Here is a 15,027-nt window from a genome sequence, read left to right as displayed (position 1 = left end):
TGGCCGGCCAGCCCCTGGGCCATGCCGTCGCGTCGCGTTGCCATCGCTAAGGGAGGGTGTCCGCCATGCACGCCGACCCCCAGGAGCCGAATCGCATCCCGGACGATGAGCCGCAACGGGCGGCGGAACGCCCTCATCAACTCCGCCCCCACCAGCTCAGTGAGGAGGGCGAGGAGGAGCGTCGCTACGGCGTCGAGCCGGAGTTCGTCGAGGACGTCGTCGCCCACCTGCGCGACCACCGGCGCGAGGCGTTGCGCGCCGAGATTGGGGAACTGCACCCCGCCGACGTCGCCGACCTGATCGAGCAGCTGGGCCACGACGAGCGCGAGGCTCTGGTCGGCCTGCTGCGCCCCGACTTCGACGGCGAGGTGCTGAGCTACCTGAACCCCGACCTCCGCGAGGAGATCGTCGGGCTGTTCGAGCCGAAGGAGCTGGCCGCCGCGGTCGCCGACCTCGACACCGACGACGCGGTGGACCTCATCGAGGACCTGGACGAGGAGACCCGGCGGGAGGTGCTGGAGAACCTGCCGGCTGCCGACCGCGCGCTGGTTCAGGAGAACCTGACCTACGATGAATACACCGCCGGCCGCCTGATGCAGCGCGACCTCGTCGCGGTGCCGCTGTTCTGGACGGTGGGCAAGACCATCGATTATGTGCGCGCGGCCTCCGACGATCTGCCGGAGGATTTCTACGACATCTTCGTCGTCGACCCCATGCACCGGGTCGTCGGCGCCGTGCCGCTGTCGCGGCTGCTGCGCCAGAAGCGCTCCGTCCGTATCGCCGACATCGTGACGGAGGAGGTGGACACCATCCCCGCCACCATGGACCAGGAGGAGGTGGCGAACCTCTTCCGCCAGTACGCGCTGGTGTCCGCCCCCGTGGTGGACGCGGGCGGGCGGCTGATCGGCGTGATCACCGTGGATGACGTCGTCCACATCATCGACGAGGAGGCGGAGGACGACATCCGCAAGCTGGGCGGCGTCGGCGACACCGGCGTGTTCAGCGGCATCGGCGACATCGCCCGCTCCCGCGTCTGGTGGCTGGCCGTCAACCTCGTCACCGCCTTCATCGCGTCGGGCGTCATCTCGCTGTTCGAGGGCACGATCTCGCAGATCGTCGCGCTGGCCGTGCTGATGCCCATCGTCGCCTCCATGGGCGGCAACGCCGGCACCCAGACCCTGACGGTCGTGGTGCGCGCGTTGGCGACACGCGAGCTGTCCTCCTCCAACGCGTTCCGCGTGGTGGGGAAGGAGGTGCTGGTCGGGTTAATCAACGGCGTGGTCTTCGCGGTGGCGGTCGGGCTGATCGCCTGGATCTGGTTCTCGCCCATGATCGGGGTGGTGATCGCCTGCGCCATGGTCATCAACCTGTTCGTCGCCGGCCTGTTCGGGGCGCTGCTGCCACTGGGGCTCGACAAGCTGGGCGTCGATCCGGCGGTGGCCAGTGCCGTGTTCCTGACCACGGTGACCGACGTGGTCGGCTTCTTCGCCTTCCTGGGGCTCGCCGCCGCGATCCTCCTGTAGGCTGATTTCGGGCTTGCCAAACCACAGGTGGTTTTGGATTATCGTCGCATTGGCTGGGGTGCCGCGCGGGATGCGCTCGTGCGGCTGAGATCACACCCATCGAACCTGTCTGGATAATGCCAGCGAAGGGAGCCGCCGCATGCGATCCACGGCATTTTCACGTCCTATTTCCGTCGCCATCCCCTCGGTCGCGATCGTCGGTGCCGGCGCCATCGGCCTGTCCATCGCGTGGCGGCTGGCCTCCGCCGGTTGCCGCGTGCAGGTCTTCGACCGCGGGCTTGCCGGCCGCGGCGCCACCCATGCGGCCGGCGGCATGCTCGCCGCCTGCGTGGAGACGGAGCCCGGCGAGGAAAGCCTTCTGCCGCTGACCCGCGCCTCCCAGGCGCTCTGGCCCGTCTTCGCGGCGGAGCTTGAGGATGCCAGCGGTCAGTCCGTGGACCTGCGCCGCGAAGGCACCATGGTCATCGCGCAGACCGCCGACGACGCGGCGAAGGTCCGCTTCCTCCACGACCTCCAGGCCGGCCTCGGTCTGCCGGTGGAATGGTTGAGTGGGGCGGAGGTGCGCCGGCGCGAGCCCTACCTCCAGCCCGGCGTGGCCGGCGCGCTCTATTGCGCGGAGGACCACCAGGTCGACAACCGCAAGCTCGCCACCGCCCTGCACGCGGCCGCCCTGCGCGCCGGAGTTGAGGTGCACGAGAACGCCCCGGTCACCCGCATCGAGGGGCAAGGCGGCCAGGTCGTTGGCCTGTGGGTCGGCGACCGCTTGGTCGAGGCCGACCGCATCGTCCTGGCGGCCGGTGCCTGGTCCGCCGGCATTGAAGGACTTCCCCCGCCCGCGCGCCCGCCGGTCCGTCCCGTCAAGGGCCAGATGGTCTGCCTGCGCATGGACTCCCGCCTGCCGTTGTTGCGCCATGTGGTGTGGACGCCCGGCACCTACCTGATCCCGCGGCTGGACGGTCGCCTGCTGATCGGCGCGACGACGGAGGAGCGCGGATTCGACGACCGGCTGACCGCCGGCGGCCAGTTCGCCCTGCTGGAGGGTGCGTGGCGCGCCCTGCCGGGCATCGCCGAACTGCCCATCGAGGAGGCCTGGGCCGGCTTCCGCCCCGGCAGCCGCGACGACGCGCCGATTCTCGGCCCTACGGAGGTGGAAGGGCTGGTGCTCGCCACCGGCCACCACCGCAACGGCATCCTGCTGACCCCGGTCACCGCCGACTCGATCGCCCGCCTGATCCTGACCGGCGAGAGCGACCCGGTGATCCGCCCCTTCGCGCTCGACCGCTTCCAGCCGAAAGGAGTGGTGGCATGATGGGCACCATCCGCGTCAACGGCAGCGACGAGGTCCTTTCCGCCGACACCGTCGCCGCCCTCCTGTCCGGCCGCGGCATCGTCCCCGGCACGCCCGGAGTCGCCGTGGCCCTGAACGGCGCCGTCGTCCCCTCCCGCCGCTGGGACCAGACTCCGCTCTCCCCCGGTGACGCCCTGGAGATCATCCGCCCCGTCCAGGGCGGGTGAAAGCGCTCCGCACAGCGCTCATCCGCCCTCCGAGCGCCCGCTCACCCTGACCCTCTCCCCAGGGGGGAGAGGGAAACTGAGGCATTCCCATGCACACCGACACCCTCACCATCGCCGGCCGCAACCTCGGCTCGCGGCTGTTCCTGGGCACCGCCGGCTACCCGAACCAGCAGGTCATGCTCGACGCGTTGGACGCGAGTGGCAGTGAGCTTGCCACCGTCGCCATCCGGCGCATCAGCCTGGACGGCTATTCGGAAAGCCTCACCGACGTGCTGGCCAGCCGATTCGGCGGTCGGGTCGGGCTGCTGCCCAACACCGCCGGCTGCCTGACCGCCAAGGAGGCGGTGCTGACCGCCCAACTGGCGCGCGAGGCGCTGGGCGTGGATTGGATCAAGCTGGAGGTCATCGGCGACCGCGAACTGCTCTATCCGGACGTGGAGGAACTTCTGCGCGCCACGGAGGAGCTGGTGGCCGACGGCTTCACCGTGCTGCCCTACTGCAACGACGACCCGGTCACCTGCCGCAAGCTGGCCGACCTGGGCGCTGCGGCGGTGATGCCGCTGGGGGCCTTCATCGGCTCCGGCCTCGGCATCCGCAACCCGCACGCGATCGAGACCATCTGCACGCGCAGCCCGGTGCCGGTGGTGCTGGACGCCGGCATCGGCACGGCGTCCGACGCCGCGTTGGCGATGGAGTTGGGCTGCGCCGCGGTGCTGCTGAACACCGCCGTGTCGAAGGCGCGCGACCCGGTCCGCATGGCGGCGGCGATGCGCGACGCGGTGGTCGCCGGCCGCGGGGCGCACCTCGCCGGGCGGATGCCGAAGCGGGCCTTCGCGGAGCCGTCCAGCCCTCAGCTTGGCTTGATCGGGACGTAAGGCTGGCGCAGGGTAGGGGCCGCACCCGTTTCCACAACCGGAAAGGCCCCTTCCGTGACCAAGCGCCTCGAACCACGCGATCCCAAATGGGAGGCGCGCTGCCGCGCCAGCTTCGAACGCCAGCCGATCTGCCGCACCCTGGGCATCGAGCTGACCCGCGTGGAGCCCGGCTTCTGCGAGATGCGGATGCCTTTCAACCCACTGCTGACGCAGCAGCACGGCTATTTCCACGCGGGCATGGTGTCCACGCTGGCCGACAACGCCGGGGGCTACGCCGCCCTGTCGCTGACGTCGCCGGGCAGCGAAGTGCTGGCCGTGGAGTTCAAGATCAACCTGATGTCCCCCGCCAAGGGGGAGGTGATGATCGCCCGCGCCCGCGTGCTGAAGGCCGGCCGCACCCTGGCCGTCACCAGTGTCGAGGTGTCGATGCTCGACGGTGGGGTGGAGAAGGACTGTGCGATCATGCAGCAGACCGTCTTTTGTCAGTCGCCCGCCTGAGTGTTCCGCTGTATGGGGTAATCCGGTCGCGTCTTCCGTCGCGTCTACCGTCCCGTCTTCCGATGAACAAGAGGTTCGAATGTCGCTGTCGCGTCTTTGCGGGGCCGTGCTGGTCGCCGGGCTCGCCACCCTCACCCTCGCCGGCCCGGCCCACGCCCAGAAGAAGGAGCCGCCGTCCTGCGCCGCCATCTCCTTCCGCACCATCCCGCCGGGCGCGCCGGACGGGGAGCAGGACGCCGGGCTCTACAAGTCCCGATTCGGCAAGATCGAGATCAAGGCCGACGTGAAGGGCGGGCAGGCGACCAACTATTACATGGTCCTGAACGGCAAGAAGGTTGACGGCCCGGCGAACCCGCCGAAGGTCGCCGACGGCTGCCTAAAGTCCAAGCACGTCAAGCTGCCCTACCAGAAGCAGGCCGCCGGCGCCTGCACTGGCAGCCGCTTCCGCGTCGTCATCGACCGGTCCGGCAAGCAGCCGGTGGCCATGTTCTTCGGCCTGCAGGGCGAGGACTGGGCCTATTGCAGCGCCACCACGGTCGAAAAGGGCGCGTGACCCGACGCTGACCGCGTGCCGCGGCGGCGATTGGCGTAAGCTGGGCGGGTTCGTCTCCACCGGGGAGCCCCGTATGACCGGCAGCATCGCCCACGTCGCCGCGGCAGGCCTGTTCCTGCTGATCACGCATTTCGGCATCTCCAGCACGCCGCTGCGCGGTGCCCTGACGTCACGGCTGGGGGAGAAGCCCTACCTCGGCCTCTATTCGCTGATTTCCGCGCTGGCCTTCTGGTGGCTGGGTGCCGCCTACAACAACGCCCCCTACGAACCGCTGTGGTCTGTGGCCGGCTGGCAGGCCTGGGTGCCGCTGCTGGTCGTCCCGCTGTCGCTCCTGCTGCTCGTCGCCGGCTTCTCCACCCCGAACCCGACCGCCGTCGGGCAGGAGGCGTTGCTGGCTGGGGAGAAGGACCCGGTGCGGGGAATCCTGCGCGTGACGCGCAACCCCTTCCTGTGGGGTGTCGGCCTGTGGGCGCTGGCCCACATCGTCCCCAACGGCGACCTCGCCGCGCTGATCCTGTTCGGCACGCTGGCCGTCCTGGCGCTGGCCGGCAGCGCGCTGATCGACGCCAAGCTGGCGCGTCGCCTCGGCCCCGCCTGGGACCGCTTCGCCGCCCGCACCTCCAACATTCCCTTCGCCGCCATTATGGCCGGCCGTCAGACTTTCGTGTGGCGTGAGATCGGCTGGTGGCGCGTTATCCTGGCGCTGGTGCTTTACGCCGCCTTCCTGCACCTGCACCAGTGGGTGTTCGGGGTGTCGCCGTTGCCGGTGTGAGGGGGAGTGGTTGAGTTGGGCGCGAAAAGTGGTTGCGCTGGGCTCCCACCCAACCCTCCCCCACTTCGCGGGGGAGGGCTTTGAGGGAAGCGCGGCGGAGTTCCCTCCCTCGCCTCTCGCGCATGCTTGCATGCGCTGACGGCGTCAGGCGAACGCCTTTGGCGTTCACTGAGAGCCGAAGGTGGGGGAGGGTTAGGATGGGGCCCAACGCGACGACTTCCCACCCAACACAACCACACCCACCCTCAGAACTTCATCCCCCGCACCTGATCCCGCAGGGTTGTCCGCGCCGCCTCAGCCTCCTTCCGGGCAACGCCGAGGTCGCGCGACAGGGCATCGAGTCGGGTTTCCTGCTCGCCCATCTTGCCGATGGTCCGCTTGAACAGGTCGCTGTCGCGCGGCAGCGTGGACAGGTTCTGGCGCAGCCGTTCCTGCTCCTTGGCGATGTTGGCCTGCTCGCGTTCCACATCGGCGACGCGGCGCTCCTTCTCGCCGACGGTCATGCGCAGGGCGGCCACCTTGCCCAGCGCCTCGCGCACCGGGGGCGGCAGTTCGGCGGAGGCGGCGTAGGCCAGTACCTGCTCCGGCGCCAGGTCGGCGAGGCCGATTCGCTCCAACCGCGGGCGCTCCAGCGCCACGGCCAGCGTTGCCGTCTTGCCGGCCGATACGGAGACCGGCAGGCGGTAGGCGTCAGCCGTCGTGTCCGGCGCGGCCTTCGCCGGCTCCACCAGATCCCAGCCGGCGCGGCGCGGGTGTTCGACGATCACCGTGCGGTCCTCGCGGGCGGCGCCGGCGATCCGGTAGGTGGTCGTCTGCCGCTCCGTCACCGTCAGCTGCAGCACGCCGTCGGCGAGGCTGGCGCGGGAGAGCGTGCGGCTCGGCTGGTCGGACCGGTCGACGGTCACCGCTTGGTCCACCGCGAAGCTCAGCAGGCGGCTCTCGCCCGCGGGCAGGGCGGCCAGCCGCGCGTCGCCCACATAGGCTGGGGCGCCACCAACCATCTCGTACAGCGTCAGCACGCCGGGCGGCAGGCCGCTTCCGTTGGAACCCGTTGGCGCATCAGTCGCCGAGTCGGCCGCGGAGTCGTTGGTCAGCCGCAGCGCAGCCAGCGGATTCCGCGGCTGGGTGCCGGGCTGGTACAGCGACAGCCGCTCAGCCGGCACCGCGCGTGCAACGATCGGCATCATCAGCGTACCGCCGTTGGCCAGCGTGACCGGCTGCGGGTAGCGGAACAGCACCTGCGCCGTGGCCTCGCTGCTCTCGGCGGCGAAGGGCTCGGCCGCGCGCTGCGGCATCAGCGTTGGGGTCGGCATCGGCATTGGGGCCGGCGGCGGCGGTGCGCCCGCGCCCATGCTGGGCGCCATCGGCGCGGCCATGGCGACTGGCGGCGCCATCTCCCCGCCCGTGCGGGCGCGGGGCGCCGGGGCTTCGGCCTTGGCCATGCGGTCGGCGGCGACGGCGCCCTCGTCGGGCTTGGGCAACACGCGGCCCAGCACCTCCACCGGCACCTCCGGCCGGTTCACGAAATAGGCGGAGTAGAGCGCCTGCCGGAAGGTCACCGGGTTGCCGGAGGCGACCGACAGTTCCACGCCATTCCAATCGTCGCCGCTCAGGTTCTCCAGCACGGCCCAGCCCTGGAGGTTGCCGGTCTTCGCTCCGGCCCCAACCTCCGGCAACGTCAGCCGGTAGGTGGCCTTCCACAGCGGAGCGGCAACCACATAGGCGACTCGCACCGTGCGCTCCGCACCGGCGTTGTCCTTCGGCGCGGTGGTGCGGATGGTCAGGCGCCGGCGCTCCTTGCCCGCCGAGTCGGCTACGGCGGCGAGCGCCTTGTCGAGCTGCGCCTGCACGCGTGGGTCGGCGAAGCGCAGCGAGTCGGTGTCCTCCAGGACCAGCTGGCGCAGCCCTTCCGCCGTCATCAGGCTGACGCGGTGCCGCGTCGTCACGCCGCCGCCGTTCGGCAGCTGGACGGCCTCCTCGGTCACCGACAGCAGGCGCCCGGACAGCTCCCGCGATCCGGCGGCGCGCACCTCCGCCCCCTTCAGCGCGTTCAGCAGCGCGGTGGGGGAGGTCAGGTCGTCCGGCGTGAAGGGCAGCTCGCGGAAGGCGGTCTCCAGCGGCTCCTGCCCGGCGAGGTCGACCGTGCCGACGCCGCCGCGGTCGTCGTAGACGACGATGCTCTTCAGCACGTCGTCCACCTGGTCGCGGCGCACTTCCAGCGTCAGGGCGGCGTCGCCGCTCACCCGCGCCTCATGCTCGAAATAGCCGACGCCGCCGGTGGACAGCAGCACGCGCTTCAACGTCAGCCCATTTGCGGGCGGATCCGCGGCGAAAGCGGGCAGGGCCGCGTAGGACGCGACGAGCAGCGGGGCGGCCAGGGCAGCGGCGGCTTTGGTGATCCCGGACATGCGGGTACTCCCGTGATGGACAGAACTCCTCCAAGGCCCGGCTTACGCTCCCAATTGGGAAAGAATGGGGCGGTGGGGGCCTATGACGTTCCGGAAGGTCCGCACGGCCGAAAGCTGCGGTGACTCCGTGGAATTCGCCGAAAGAGAGGGCGAATGGACGCTGGCCCGCGCCGACGATTGTGTCATGCTGTTCGTAAGCGACAAAAACGATAACGCCGCACCCGGTGCCGCATTCGGGGGGAAACAGCATGGGGCAATTCAAGGATCCATCCGGTACCGCGCCTCTTGACGGTGCCTTCGGGGTTGCCGGCGGATTCGCCCGCGCTTTGGTGGCCCGAACGTTGGTGAATGGGCGGTGGGTGTTCATTCCCGGCACGGCCGGATACGACCAGGACGGCGGGGCCATGCCGGACGACGTGGCGGAGCAGACCCGCCAGACCATGCGCAACATCCGCGCGATCCTGCGCCGGGCGGATGCGGACTTGGCCGACGTGGTGCGGGTGCGGGTGTATCTGGCGGACGCCGCCGATTTCGCGCGGGTCGCCCCGATCCTGGCGGAACAGTTCCGCGACATCCAGCCGGCCAGCACCACCATCGAGTGCCCGCTGGCTGATCCGCGCATGAAGATCGAGATCGAGGTCACCGCGCGGCGATGACCGCAATGGCAATGGCCCGATCAGTCAGCCGGGTCCACCGGCAGCCAGCGGTTCATCATCGCACGCCAGAGCCCGTTCGAGTCCTCGGGGCGGGCGGCGGACTGGGCGGCGGCCGGGCGCGTCGATGGCCGGAGTGGGGGCAGGGAAGAGTGCAGGGACGGGCAGGCCGGCACCGGCCGGCCGGCGTCGCCGCCCCGCCGCTGCCCGATGCCGAATCGCTCCCGCGCCCGGCGGCGCACGGAGCGCCGCGCCGGACGGTCGGCGTGCCGCTCGCAATCGCAGCCTTGGCAAGGGGTGTGGGCCAGCGGAGTGTGGACCGGGTGCATGCGCGGACTGCCTTCGACGTCTTGCTTCGCCGGATGCGGGGATCAGGCCTCGCCGGTCAGCGACCGGGCCGATTCGATGTGGCGACGCGCCTCGTTCAGCAGCGCGCGGTGCTGCGCCATCGCTTCGCGGACGGGCTGGCGCGCGTTATAGACGCGCATCTCGTTCAGAAGGCGATCGGCCCGATCGAGATGAGCCATCCGCTCCAGGCACTGGTCGATCACGGACATGGTGTCAATTCCCCGGCGTTCCCGCGAGTTTGCGGCGTTTCGGTGCGGGGCGGAGTAAAACCCATTCGTGTGAACGCGAGATTTCAAGAACCCTGCTGTTTCGTTTCGGTCGACGTGCAGGATGTTTCAACCGATTCACCCATGGGTCGCAGGACGCGTGCCTGTTACGGGGTTGTAACCGATTGCGTGTAGCCTCTACAGTGGGTTAAGAAGGGGTCGGGAGGTATCGGGCATGCATATTCTCGCGGTCGATGATGACGAACCCATTAGGGAGCTTCTGGCGTCGTATTTGGCGTCGGAAGGCTATCGCGTCACGACTGCCCCCGACACCGCGACGGCGAAGGTGGCGCTGGAAGGCGACCCCATCGACCTTGTCGTCTGCGACCTGCGCCTGCCGGACGGCGATGGGCTGGGGCTCGTGCGCCAAATCCGCACCGAATCGCACATTCCCGTCATCATCCTGTCCTCCAAGGACCAGGACGTGGACCGCATCGTCGGGCTGGAGCTTGGCGCCGACGATTACCTGACCAAGCCCTTCAACCCGCGGGAGCTGCTGGCCCGCATCAAGGCCGTGCTGCGCCGCGTGTCGGGGGAGGGGCGGCCGCCCCGCAGCCCGGACGAGTTGCGCGCCGTGGTGCAGTTCGCGAACTGGGAGCTGGACCTGACCGCCCAGCGCCTGCGCGGCCAGGACGGGCGCGAGGTTGAACTGACCAAGGCGGAATTCGGCCTGCTGGCCGCCTTCGTGAAGCGCCCGCAGCGCGTGCTGACGCGCGACCAGCTCCTCGACCTGACGCGCGCGGACGGGGCGGAGGTGTTCGACCGTTCCATCGACGTGCTGATCCTGCGCCTGCGCCGCAAGATCGAGGCGAATCCGAAGGAGCCGCGCATCATCAAGACGGAACGCGGGGCGGGCTACGTCTTCGACGCCAAGGTGAAGACGGTCTGACCGACCTCTGCCCCTTCGGAGGCATCGTTCCTACCTCCCGCCGGATGGACGGGGCCGCCGCCGCGGGATAGCCTTTCCGGAAAGCCATTTCCGGGAGGACCGTGGATGCCCGAACCCATCGACTTCTATTTCGACTTCTCCTCGCCCTACGGCTATTTCGCCAGCCGCCGCATTGAGGAGTTGGCTGCGGCGCATGGCCGCACCGTCACATGGCGCCCCATCTTGCTCGGCGCGATCTTCAAAGTGACGGGAATGAAACCGAACCTCGAACAGCCCCTGCGCGGCGAGTATCTGGTCCACGACGTCGGCCGGATCGCGCGGCTGACCAACGCGCCCTTCACCTACCCCGACTCGGCCCCCGCCAGCAGCGTGGCGGCGTCGCGCGCCTTCTACTGGATGACCGACGAGCACCCGGAGCAGGCGAAGCTGCTGGCCCGCAACATCTTCCACGCCCATTGGGGGGAGGGGCGCGACATCGGCCCCGCTGCGACCATCGTGGAGATCGCCGGCGCCCAGGGACTCGACCGCACGGCCATCGCTGCGGCGCTCCAGGACCAGGACGTGAAGGACCGCCTGCGCGCGGAAAACGAGGCCGCCGTCGACCGCGGCGTCTTCGGCTCCCCCTTCATCATCGTGGACGAGGAACCCTTCTGGGGCTGGGACCGGCTGGACATGGTCGACCGCTGGCTCGCGACCGGGGGCTGGTGAGCGGCGGGGCTCTTGCGGAACCTCCGATTGGCCGCGGCTGTCGTACAGCCGCAGTCATTCGGAGGGGACGATCATGGGCTATTGCATCAGGCGGGACGAACCCGTCGCCGACGGCGTCCGCCGCATCGCGCTCGAACAGCTCGACAAGGCGGCGCGCTCCCTGACGGAGTCCGGCGAGGGCCGGCAAATGGGCCGGCACAAGGGCGTGCATGAGGCGCGCAAGGCCTGCAAGAAGCTGCGCGCGCTGCTCCGGCTGGCGCGCGGCGCGCTCGGCGCGGAGGCCTACCGGCGCGAGAACCTGTTCGTCCGCGACGCGCAGAGGGAACTGTCCGCCGTCCGCGACACCGCAGCCATCATCGAGTCGCTCGACAAGCTGACCGCCCACTTCGCGGACCAGCTCGACGGCCAAGCCTTCGCCCGCCTGCGCGCCATCCTGGTGGAGCGCTGCCGCGCCATCGAGGCGGAGCAGATGGACCGGGGCGACATGCCCGCCCATGTCGCCAAGCGCCTGGACGGCGCGCGGGAGCAGATCGCCGCTTGGCACTTCTCCGGCAAAAGCAACGGCAAGGGCATGGCCATGCTCCGTCCCGGCCTGCACCGGGTCTACCGCGAAGGCCGCCGCCTGTTCCGCGCGCTCGATTCCGAATCCGACGCCCACGCTTGGCACGACTGGCGCAAGCAGGTGAAGTATTTCTGGTACCACACCCGCATCCTGTGCCCGCTCTGGCCGGGGCCGCTCGACGCCCTGTCGGACGAGCTGGAGCGGGTGAGCGACTTGGTCGGGCATGACCACGACCTGGTGGTGCTCCGCGACATCGCCTCTTCCAGCGACCTGGATACCACGACGGCGGAGGCGCTGGCCGCCCTGGTCGACCGTCGCTGCCGGGAGCTTCGCCTTGAGGCGATGCCCATCGGGATGCGCCTCTACGCCGACCGGCCGTCCGACGTCATCGACCGGTTCGGCGTCTATTGGAAGGCGTGGTACGGGACGGTCCCGGCCGGCAGCGCTGGGCGGGTCGCGGGGGCCGCGCCAAGCCGCCCGGCGGCGGCGTGACGGCGACATGACGGGGGGCGATGCCCGGTATGGGAAAGGGCTGTGGCGGTGCGCTCAACCTGAGGCGGAGAAACTGCGCCGCCGGCTTGTGACCATGCGCGCAACCGCCTCCCGTCGCGCGAAAATCCTGCCAAACGGAAAGCCCATGGCGCTATAAAGGATAAACCGCCGCAAGCCGATTCGCCCCCAGCCCGATTCGCCCATGGACCAGATCGTACCCGACCGCCGGACCAAGACCGCCGGCCCGGCGCACATGCCGCGCAACGCCGCGCACCATTCCTGGGTCAGCGGGGCGGTCCTGACCGCGCTGCTGCTGGGCATGATCGCCTTGTCGATCCGTTCGGTGTCGGGCGACCTCGCCTTCGTTCTCCTGGGGTCGGTTGGCCTGGTGGTCGGGGCGTTCCACTATCTCTTTCCCGGCAGCCAGTTCTTCAGCCTGGCGCTGGCGAACTTCATCGGCGTCTACGCCTGCGTCTTCGTCTTCTTCCTGGAAAGCAACTTCCACGACATCCAGCCGCACGTCCAGGCCATCGCCTTCGTGATTCCGCTCGCTTGCTTCCTCAGCGGCGCTTGGTGGCGGGCCGGCACGATCCGGACCATCGTGATGTCGCGCCGCCTGCGCGACGGCGGGCATTTTGACCGCATCTTCCTGTGGATGGCTCCGGTCTGGGGCGTCGGCGCGCTGACCTTCCTGCTCCCCGGCCGGGACGTCTCACCGGAGACGCTGACATTCGTCTTCCTGCTGTCCATGACGGCGATCGGCGCGATCGTGGCCTTCGTCGCGCGGGACATCGCGATCTTCCTGCTCGACGCCGGTCTGCTGTTCGAAGGATTCTTCCAGCAGGCGTCGCGGCTGGTGCTCCCGGCCTTCGCCTTCCTGACTTTCTATTCGCTCTGCATCATCATGTTCGGCGCGCTCTACACCATCATGGACCGTTTCATGATCGAGCCGAACTTCATCGTCGACGGCGTGCGGCGCGACCTCACCTTCCCGGAAGGCCTGTACTTCTCGCTCGTCACATTCGCGACGGTCGGCTACGGCGACATCCACCCAGTGACGGGGGCGGTCCGGCTGGTCTGCGGGATCGAGATCGTGACGGGCGTGCTGCTCCTGCTGTTCGGCTTCAGCGCGATCATCGGCCACGCGGTCCCGCACGATCGCCGCGACCGGAACGACCCGCTGTAAAGCCCGGCCGCGCAGGCAGCCGCAGCGCTCCGGTGCCCAGCGCGATGCCGAACAGCACGCACAGCAGCCCGGCGGCGTGGGCGATGGTGAACTCCTCGCCGAGGAACAGCACCGCGGCCAGCACGCCGGCGGCGGGGATCAGGCCGGTGAACAGGCCGGCCCGGCTGGCCGGCACATGGGCGATCCCGCGCATCCACAGGACCACGGCGACCAAGCCGCTCGCCAGCCCCGACGCCACGAACAGCACCCAGACCCAGGCCGGAACCTGCGCGGGCTCGAACCCACCTGACGTGGCGAGCGCCCCCGGCGCCATCATCACGGCCGACAGGGCGTTGGCCAGGAAGGTCAGGGTCAGCGGCGGCACCCGCCCGCCGAGTCGCCGCGCGAAGACGCCGTAGAGCGCCTCCGACACCACCGCTCCCACCACCAGCGCGTTGCCCGCCAGCGTGTCGCCCGCCAACGAATCATGTGGCTCGGCTCCGCCGCCCGGCCGCAGGTTCAGCGCCGTCATGCCCAGCACCGCCAGCGCGATGGCGGCGATGCTGCCGCCCGACACCCGCTCGCGCAGGATCACGGCGGCGGACAGGGCGGTCATCGCCGGAATGGTGCTGGTGATGATGCCGGCGGCGACCGCGCTGGTCGCGCGCAGGCCGTACAGCAGGAACAGGTTGAACAGCACCATGCCGAACAGCGCCAGCAGCGACAGGCTCGTCCAATCCCGTGCCGAGGCGGGCAGGGACCCGCGCCCGCCCCGCAAGGCGAAGGGAGCCAGCAGCAAGGCCACCATGGCGAAGCGCAGTTCGGCGGTCAGCAGCGGCGGGACATGGGCCACGACCACCTTCGACGCCGGAACCGACAGGCCGACCAGGGTCATGGAGAGGGCGAGGTTCAGGGACGGTGCACGCATGCGCCGCACTCTACCAGCCCGCCCCGGGCCGGCCGGAAGCGTCATTTTCACGCAATGAATTTGCAAAGAATGCGTGCCAGATTATCATGGCTTTTCGCGCAATGAGGAACCGGGCATGTCGGACGCGATCCTCGGGATCACCAATTGGATGCATCTCTTCCGCTGGATCGTGAAGCTGATTCGCGACGAATACGGCGTCGATGAAAAAACCCTCACGCGCGCCGCGCTTCTGGACGGCGGCATCGGGCTCAGCGCCGAACAGCTCGAACAGGTGCTCGACCACATCGCCGAAACCTTCGAGATCCATTTTCCGGAAGGCACCCTGCACGAAGCCGTGCGCCTGGAAGACCTGTGCACGCTGTCGGCTTGGCTGAGGGGGCTTCTCAAGAAGCCCGACTTCGTGACGGCGGATTTCGAAGGCCGCTGCCGGGCGATCAACGCTATTCCGGCCTGATCCATTAAGGGGCCGTTTTCAGAACTCCACGAGGCGAGCCGCGACCACAAATATGCAGGCTGCTGTGAGCAGCGCATCGACGATGGCGCCCTTCCTGTCATGGCGGCGATCCAGGCGTTTGTTGTTGAGCAACCAAGCATTGGCGTGCTCGACGATACAGCGGACCTGGCCGAGGCCGGAGCCGTGCGGCTGGCCGATCTTGCGGATGATGGGTTGGATGCCTTCACGCAGGCAGAGCCATCGGTTGTCGGCGCTGTCGTATCCGGCGTCCGCATACAGGCGCGCGATCCTGGCGCAGACCACCATGGCCAACCGGAGCAGGTCGGGGAAGAGCCGGGTGTCATGCACGTTGGCCGCGGAGGGCAACGCCGCTAGCGGAAGCCCATCCGTCGAAACGACCACGTGGTACTTGGTTCCC

The 15,027-nt window shown here is 69.4% G+C and carries 18 protein-coding genes and 1 riboswitch (1 of these 19 cut by a window edge); of the genes, 13 read left to right on the top strand and 5 right to left on the bottom strand.

Going from position 1 to position 15,027, the window contains the following annotated elements:
- Window positions 1-65: 65 nt before the first annotated feature.
- The 7 genes from mgtE to M2351_RS11410 all read left to right on the top strand — a co-directional run bounded on the left by mgtE (window position 66) and on the right by M2351_RS11410 (window position 5,736).
- On the top strand, window positions 66-1,523 hold the full coding sequence (gene mgtE, locus M2351_RS11440) for a magnesium transporter (protein WP_264656191.1): 1,458 nt from the start codon (window positions 66-68) through the stop codon (window positions 1,521-1,523).
- A 44-nt stretch (window positions 1,524-1,567) separates the two neighbouring features.
- Window positions 1,568-1,671, top strand: a riboswitch (TPP riboswitch).
- The gene (thiO, locus tag M2351_RS11435; RefSeq protein WP_264656190.1) at window positions 1,663-2,832 is read left to right on the top strand and encodes a glycine oxidase ThiO; all 1,170 of its coding nucleotides are present in this window, start codon (window positions 1,663-1,665) and stop codon (window positions 2,830-2,832) included. It overlaps the preceding riboswitch by 9 nt.
- Window positions 2,829-3,038, top strand: a complete 210-nt coding sequence (gene thiS, locus M2351_RS11430) for a sulfur carrier protein ThiS (protein WP_264656189.1) — start codon at window positions 2,829-2,831, stop codon at window positions 3,036-3,038. The genes thiO and thiS overlap by 4 nt, the downstream gene beginning before the upstream one ends.
- Before the next feature lie 89 nt (window positions 3,039-3,127).
- Complete coding sequence (gene thiG, locus M2351_RS11425; RefSeq protein ID WP_264656188.1) at window positions 3,128-3,913, top strand: thiazole synthase; 786 nt, start codon at window positions 3,128-3,130, stop codon at window positions 3,911-3,913.
- Window positions 3,914-3,967: 54 nt separating this feature from the next.
- Window positions 3,968-4,411, top strand: a complete 444-nt coding sequence (locus M2351_RS11420) for a PaaI family thioesterase (RefSeq protein WP_264656187.1) — start codon at window positions 3,968-3,970, stop codon at window positions 4,409-4,411.
- A gap of 79 nt (window positions 4,412-4,490) precedes the next feature.
- Entirely contained in the window at window positions 4,491-4,964 is a 474-nt protein-coding gene (locus M2351_RS11415) for a hypothetical protein (protein WP_264656186.1), read from the top strand.
- 73 nt (window positions 4,965-5,037) lie between these two features.
- On the top strand, window positions 5,038-5,736 hold the full coding sequence (locus M2351_RS11410) for an NnrU family protein (protein ID WP_264656185.1): 699 nt from the start codon (window positions 5,038-5,040) through the stop codon (window positions 5,734-5,736).
- A gap of 245 nt (window positions 5,737-5,981) precedes the next feature.
- On the opposite strand, the gene M2351_RS11405 is transcribed toward M2351_RS11410, so the two are convergent.
- Window positions 5,982-8,144, bottom strand: a complete 2,163-nt coding sequence (locus tag M2351_RS11405; protein WP_264656184.1) for a DUF4139 domain-containing protein — start codon at window positions 8,142-8,144, stop codon at window positions 5,982-5,984.
- A 248-nt stretch (window positions 8,145-8,392) separates the two neighbouring features.
- Here M2351_RS11405 and M2351_RS11400 point away from each other — a divergent pair, with 248 nt between their 5' ends.
- Window positions 8,393-8,800 (top strand): Rid family hydrolase, encoded by a 408-nt coding sequence (locus M2351_RS11400; protein WP_264656183.1) that lies wholly within the window; start codon window positions 8,393-8,395, stop codon window positions 8,798-8,800.
- A 20-nt stretch (window positions 8,801-8,820) separates the two neighbouring features.
- Here M2351_RS11400 and M2351_RS11395 read toward each other — a convergent pair whose 3' ends face one another.
- Window positions 8,821-9,126 (bottom strand): hypothetical protein, encoded by a 306-nt coding sequence (locus M2351_RS11395; RefSeq protein WP_264656182.1) that lies wholly within the window; start codon window positions 9,124-9,126, stop codon window positions 8,821-8,823.
- A gap of 42 nt (window positions 9,127-9,168) precedes the next feature.
- Entirely contained in the window at window positions 9,169-9,354 is a 186-nt protein-coding gene (locus M2351_RS11390; protein ID WP_264656181.1) for a hypothetical protein, read from the bottom strand.
- Window positions 9,355-9,586: 232 nt separating this feature from the next.
- Here M2351_RS11390 and M2351_RS11385 point away from each other — a divergent pair, with 232 nt between their 5' ends.
- The 4 genes from M2351_RS11385 to M2351_RS11370 all read left to right on the top strand — a co-directional run bounded on the left by M2351_RS11385 (window position 9,587) and on the right by M2351_RS11370 (window position 13,248).
- Window positions 9,587-10,300: a response regulator gene (locus M2351_RS11385; protein WP_209769704.1), complete on the top strand. Its 714-nt coding sequence runs from the start codon at window positions 9,587-9,589 to the stop codon at window positions 10,298-10,300.
- Window positions 10,301-10,405: 105 nt separating this feature from the next.
- Window positions 10,406-11,008, top strand: coding sequence for a 2-hydroxychromene-2-carboxylate isomerase (locus M2351_RS11380; protein ID WP_264656180.1), 603 nt, complete (start codon window positions 10,406-10,408; stop codon window positions 11,006-11,008).
- 73 nt (window positions 11,009-11,081) lie between these two features.
- Window positions 11,082-12,062 carry a CHAD domain-containing protein gene (locus M2351_RS11375; RefSeq protein ID WP_264656179.1) on the top strand — a complete coding sequence of 327 codons (981 nt, stop codon included), beginning with the start codon at window positions 11,082-11,084 and terminating at the stop codon, window positions 12,060-12,062.
- 202 nt (window positions 12,063-12,264) lie between these two features.
- Entirely contained in the window at window positions 12,265-13,248 is a 984-nt protein-coding gene (locus tag M2351_RS11370; protein ID WP_264656178.1) for a potassium channel family protein, read from the top strand.
- On the opposite strand, the gene M2351_RS11365 is transcribed toward M2351_RS11370, so the two are convergent.
- Window positions 13,196-14,155 carry a DMT family transporter gene (locus M2351_RS11365; RefSeq protein WP_264656177.1) on the bottom strand — a complete coding sequence of 320 codons (960 nt, stop codon included), beginning with the start codon at window positions 14,153-14,155 and terminating at the stop codon, window positions 13,196-13,198. The two genes, M2351_RS11370 and M2351_RS11365, sit on opposite strands and share 53 nt — an antisense overlap.
- A gap of 115 nt (window positions 14,156-14,270) precedes the next feature.
- Between M2351_RS11365 and M2351_RS11360 the strand changes: the two genes are divergently transcribed.
- Complete coding sequence (locus M2351_RS11360) at window positions 14,271-14,609, top strand: acyl carrier protein (RefSeq protein WP_264656176.1); 339 nt, start codon at window positions 14,271-14,273, stop codon at window positions 14,607-14,609.
- 18 nt (window positions 14,610-14,627) lie between these two features.
- Here the strand turns inward: M2351_RS11360 and M2351_RS11355 are convergent, their stop codons facing one another.
- On the bottom strand, window positions 14,628-15,027 hold the 3' portion of the coding sequence (locus M2351_RS11355; RefSeq protein ID WP_264656175.1) for an IS5 family transposase. 359 nt of this gene lie beyond the right edge of the window; 400 of the gene's 759 nt are visible here — the last part of the coding sequence; its start codon lies off the right edge, out of view; the stop codon is at window positions 14,628-14,630.

Origin of the sequence: Azospirillum canadense (assembly GCF_025961225.1) — a bacterium.
Taxonomy (GTDB): domain Bacteria; phylum Pseudomonadota; class Alphaproteobacteria; order Azospirillales; family Azospirillaceae; genus Azospirillum; species Azospirillum canadense.
The sequence above is the reverse complement of the archived record's forward strand: the minus strand, read 5'-3'. Positions and strand labels throughout refer to the sequence as shown.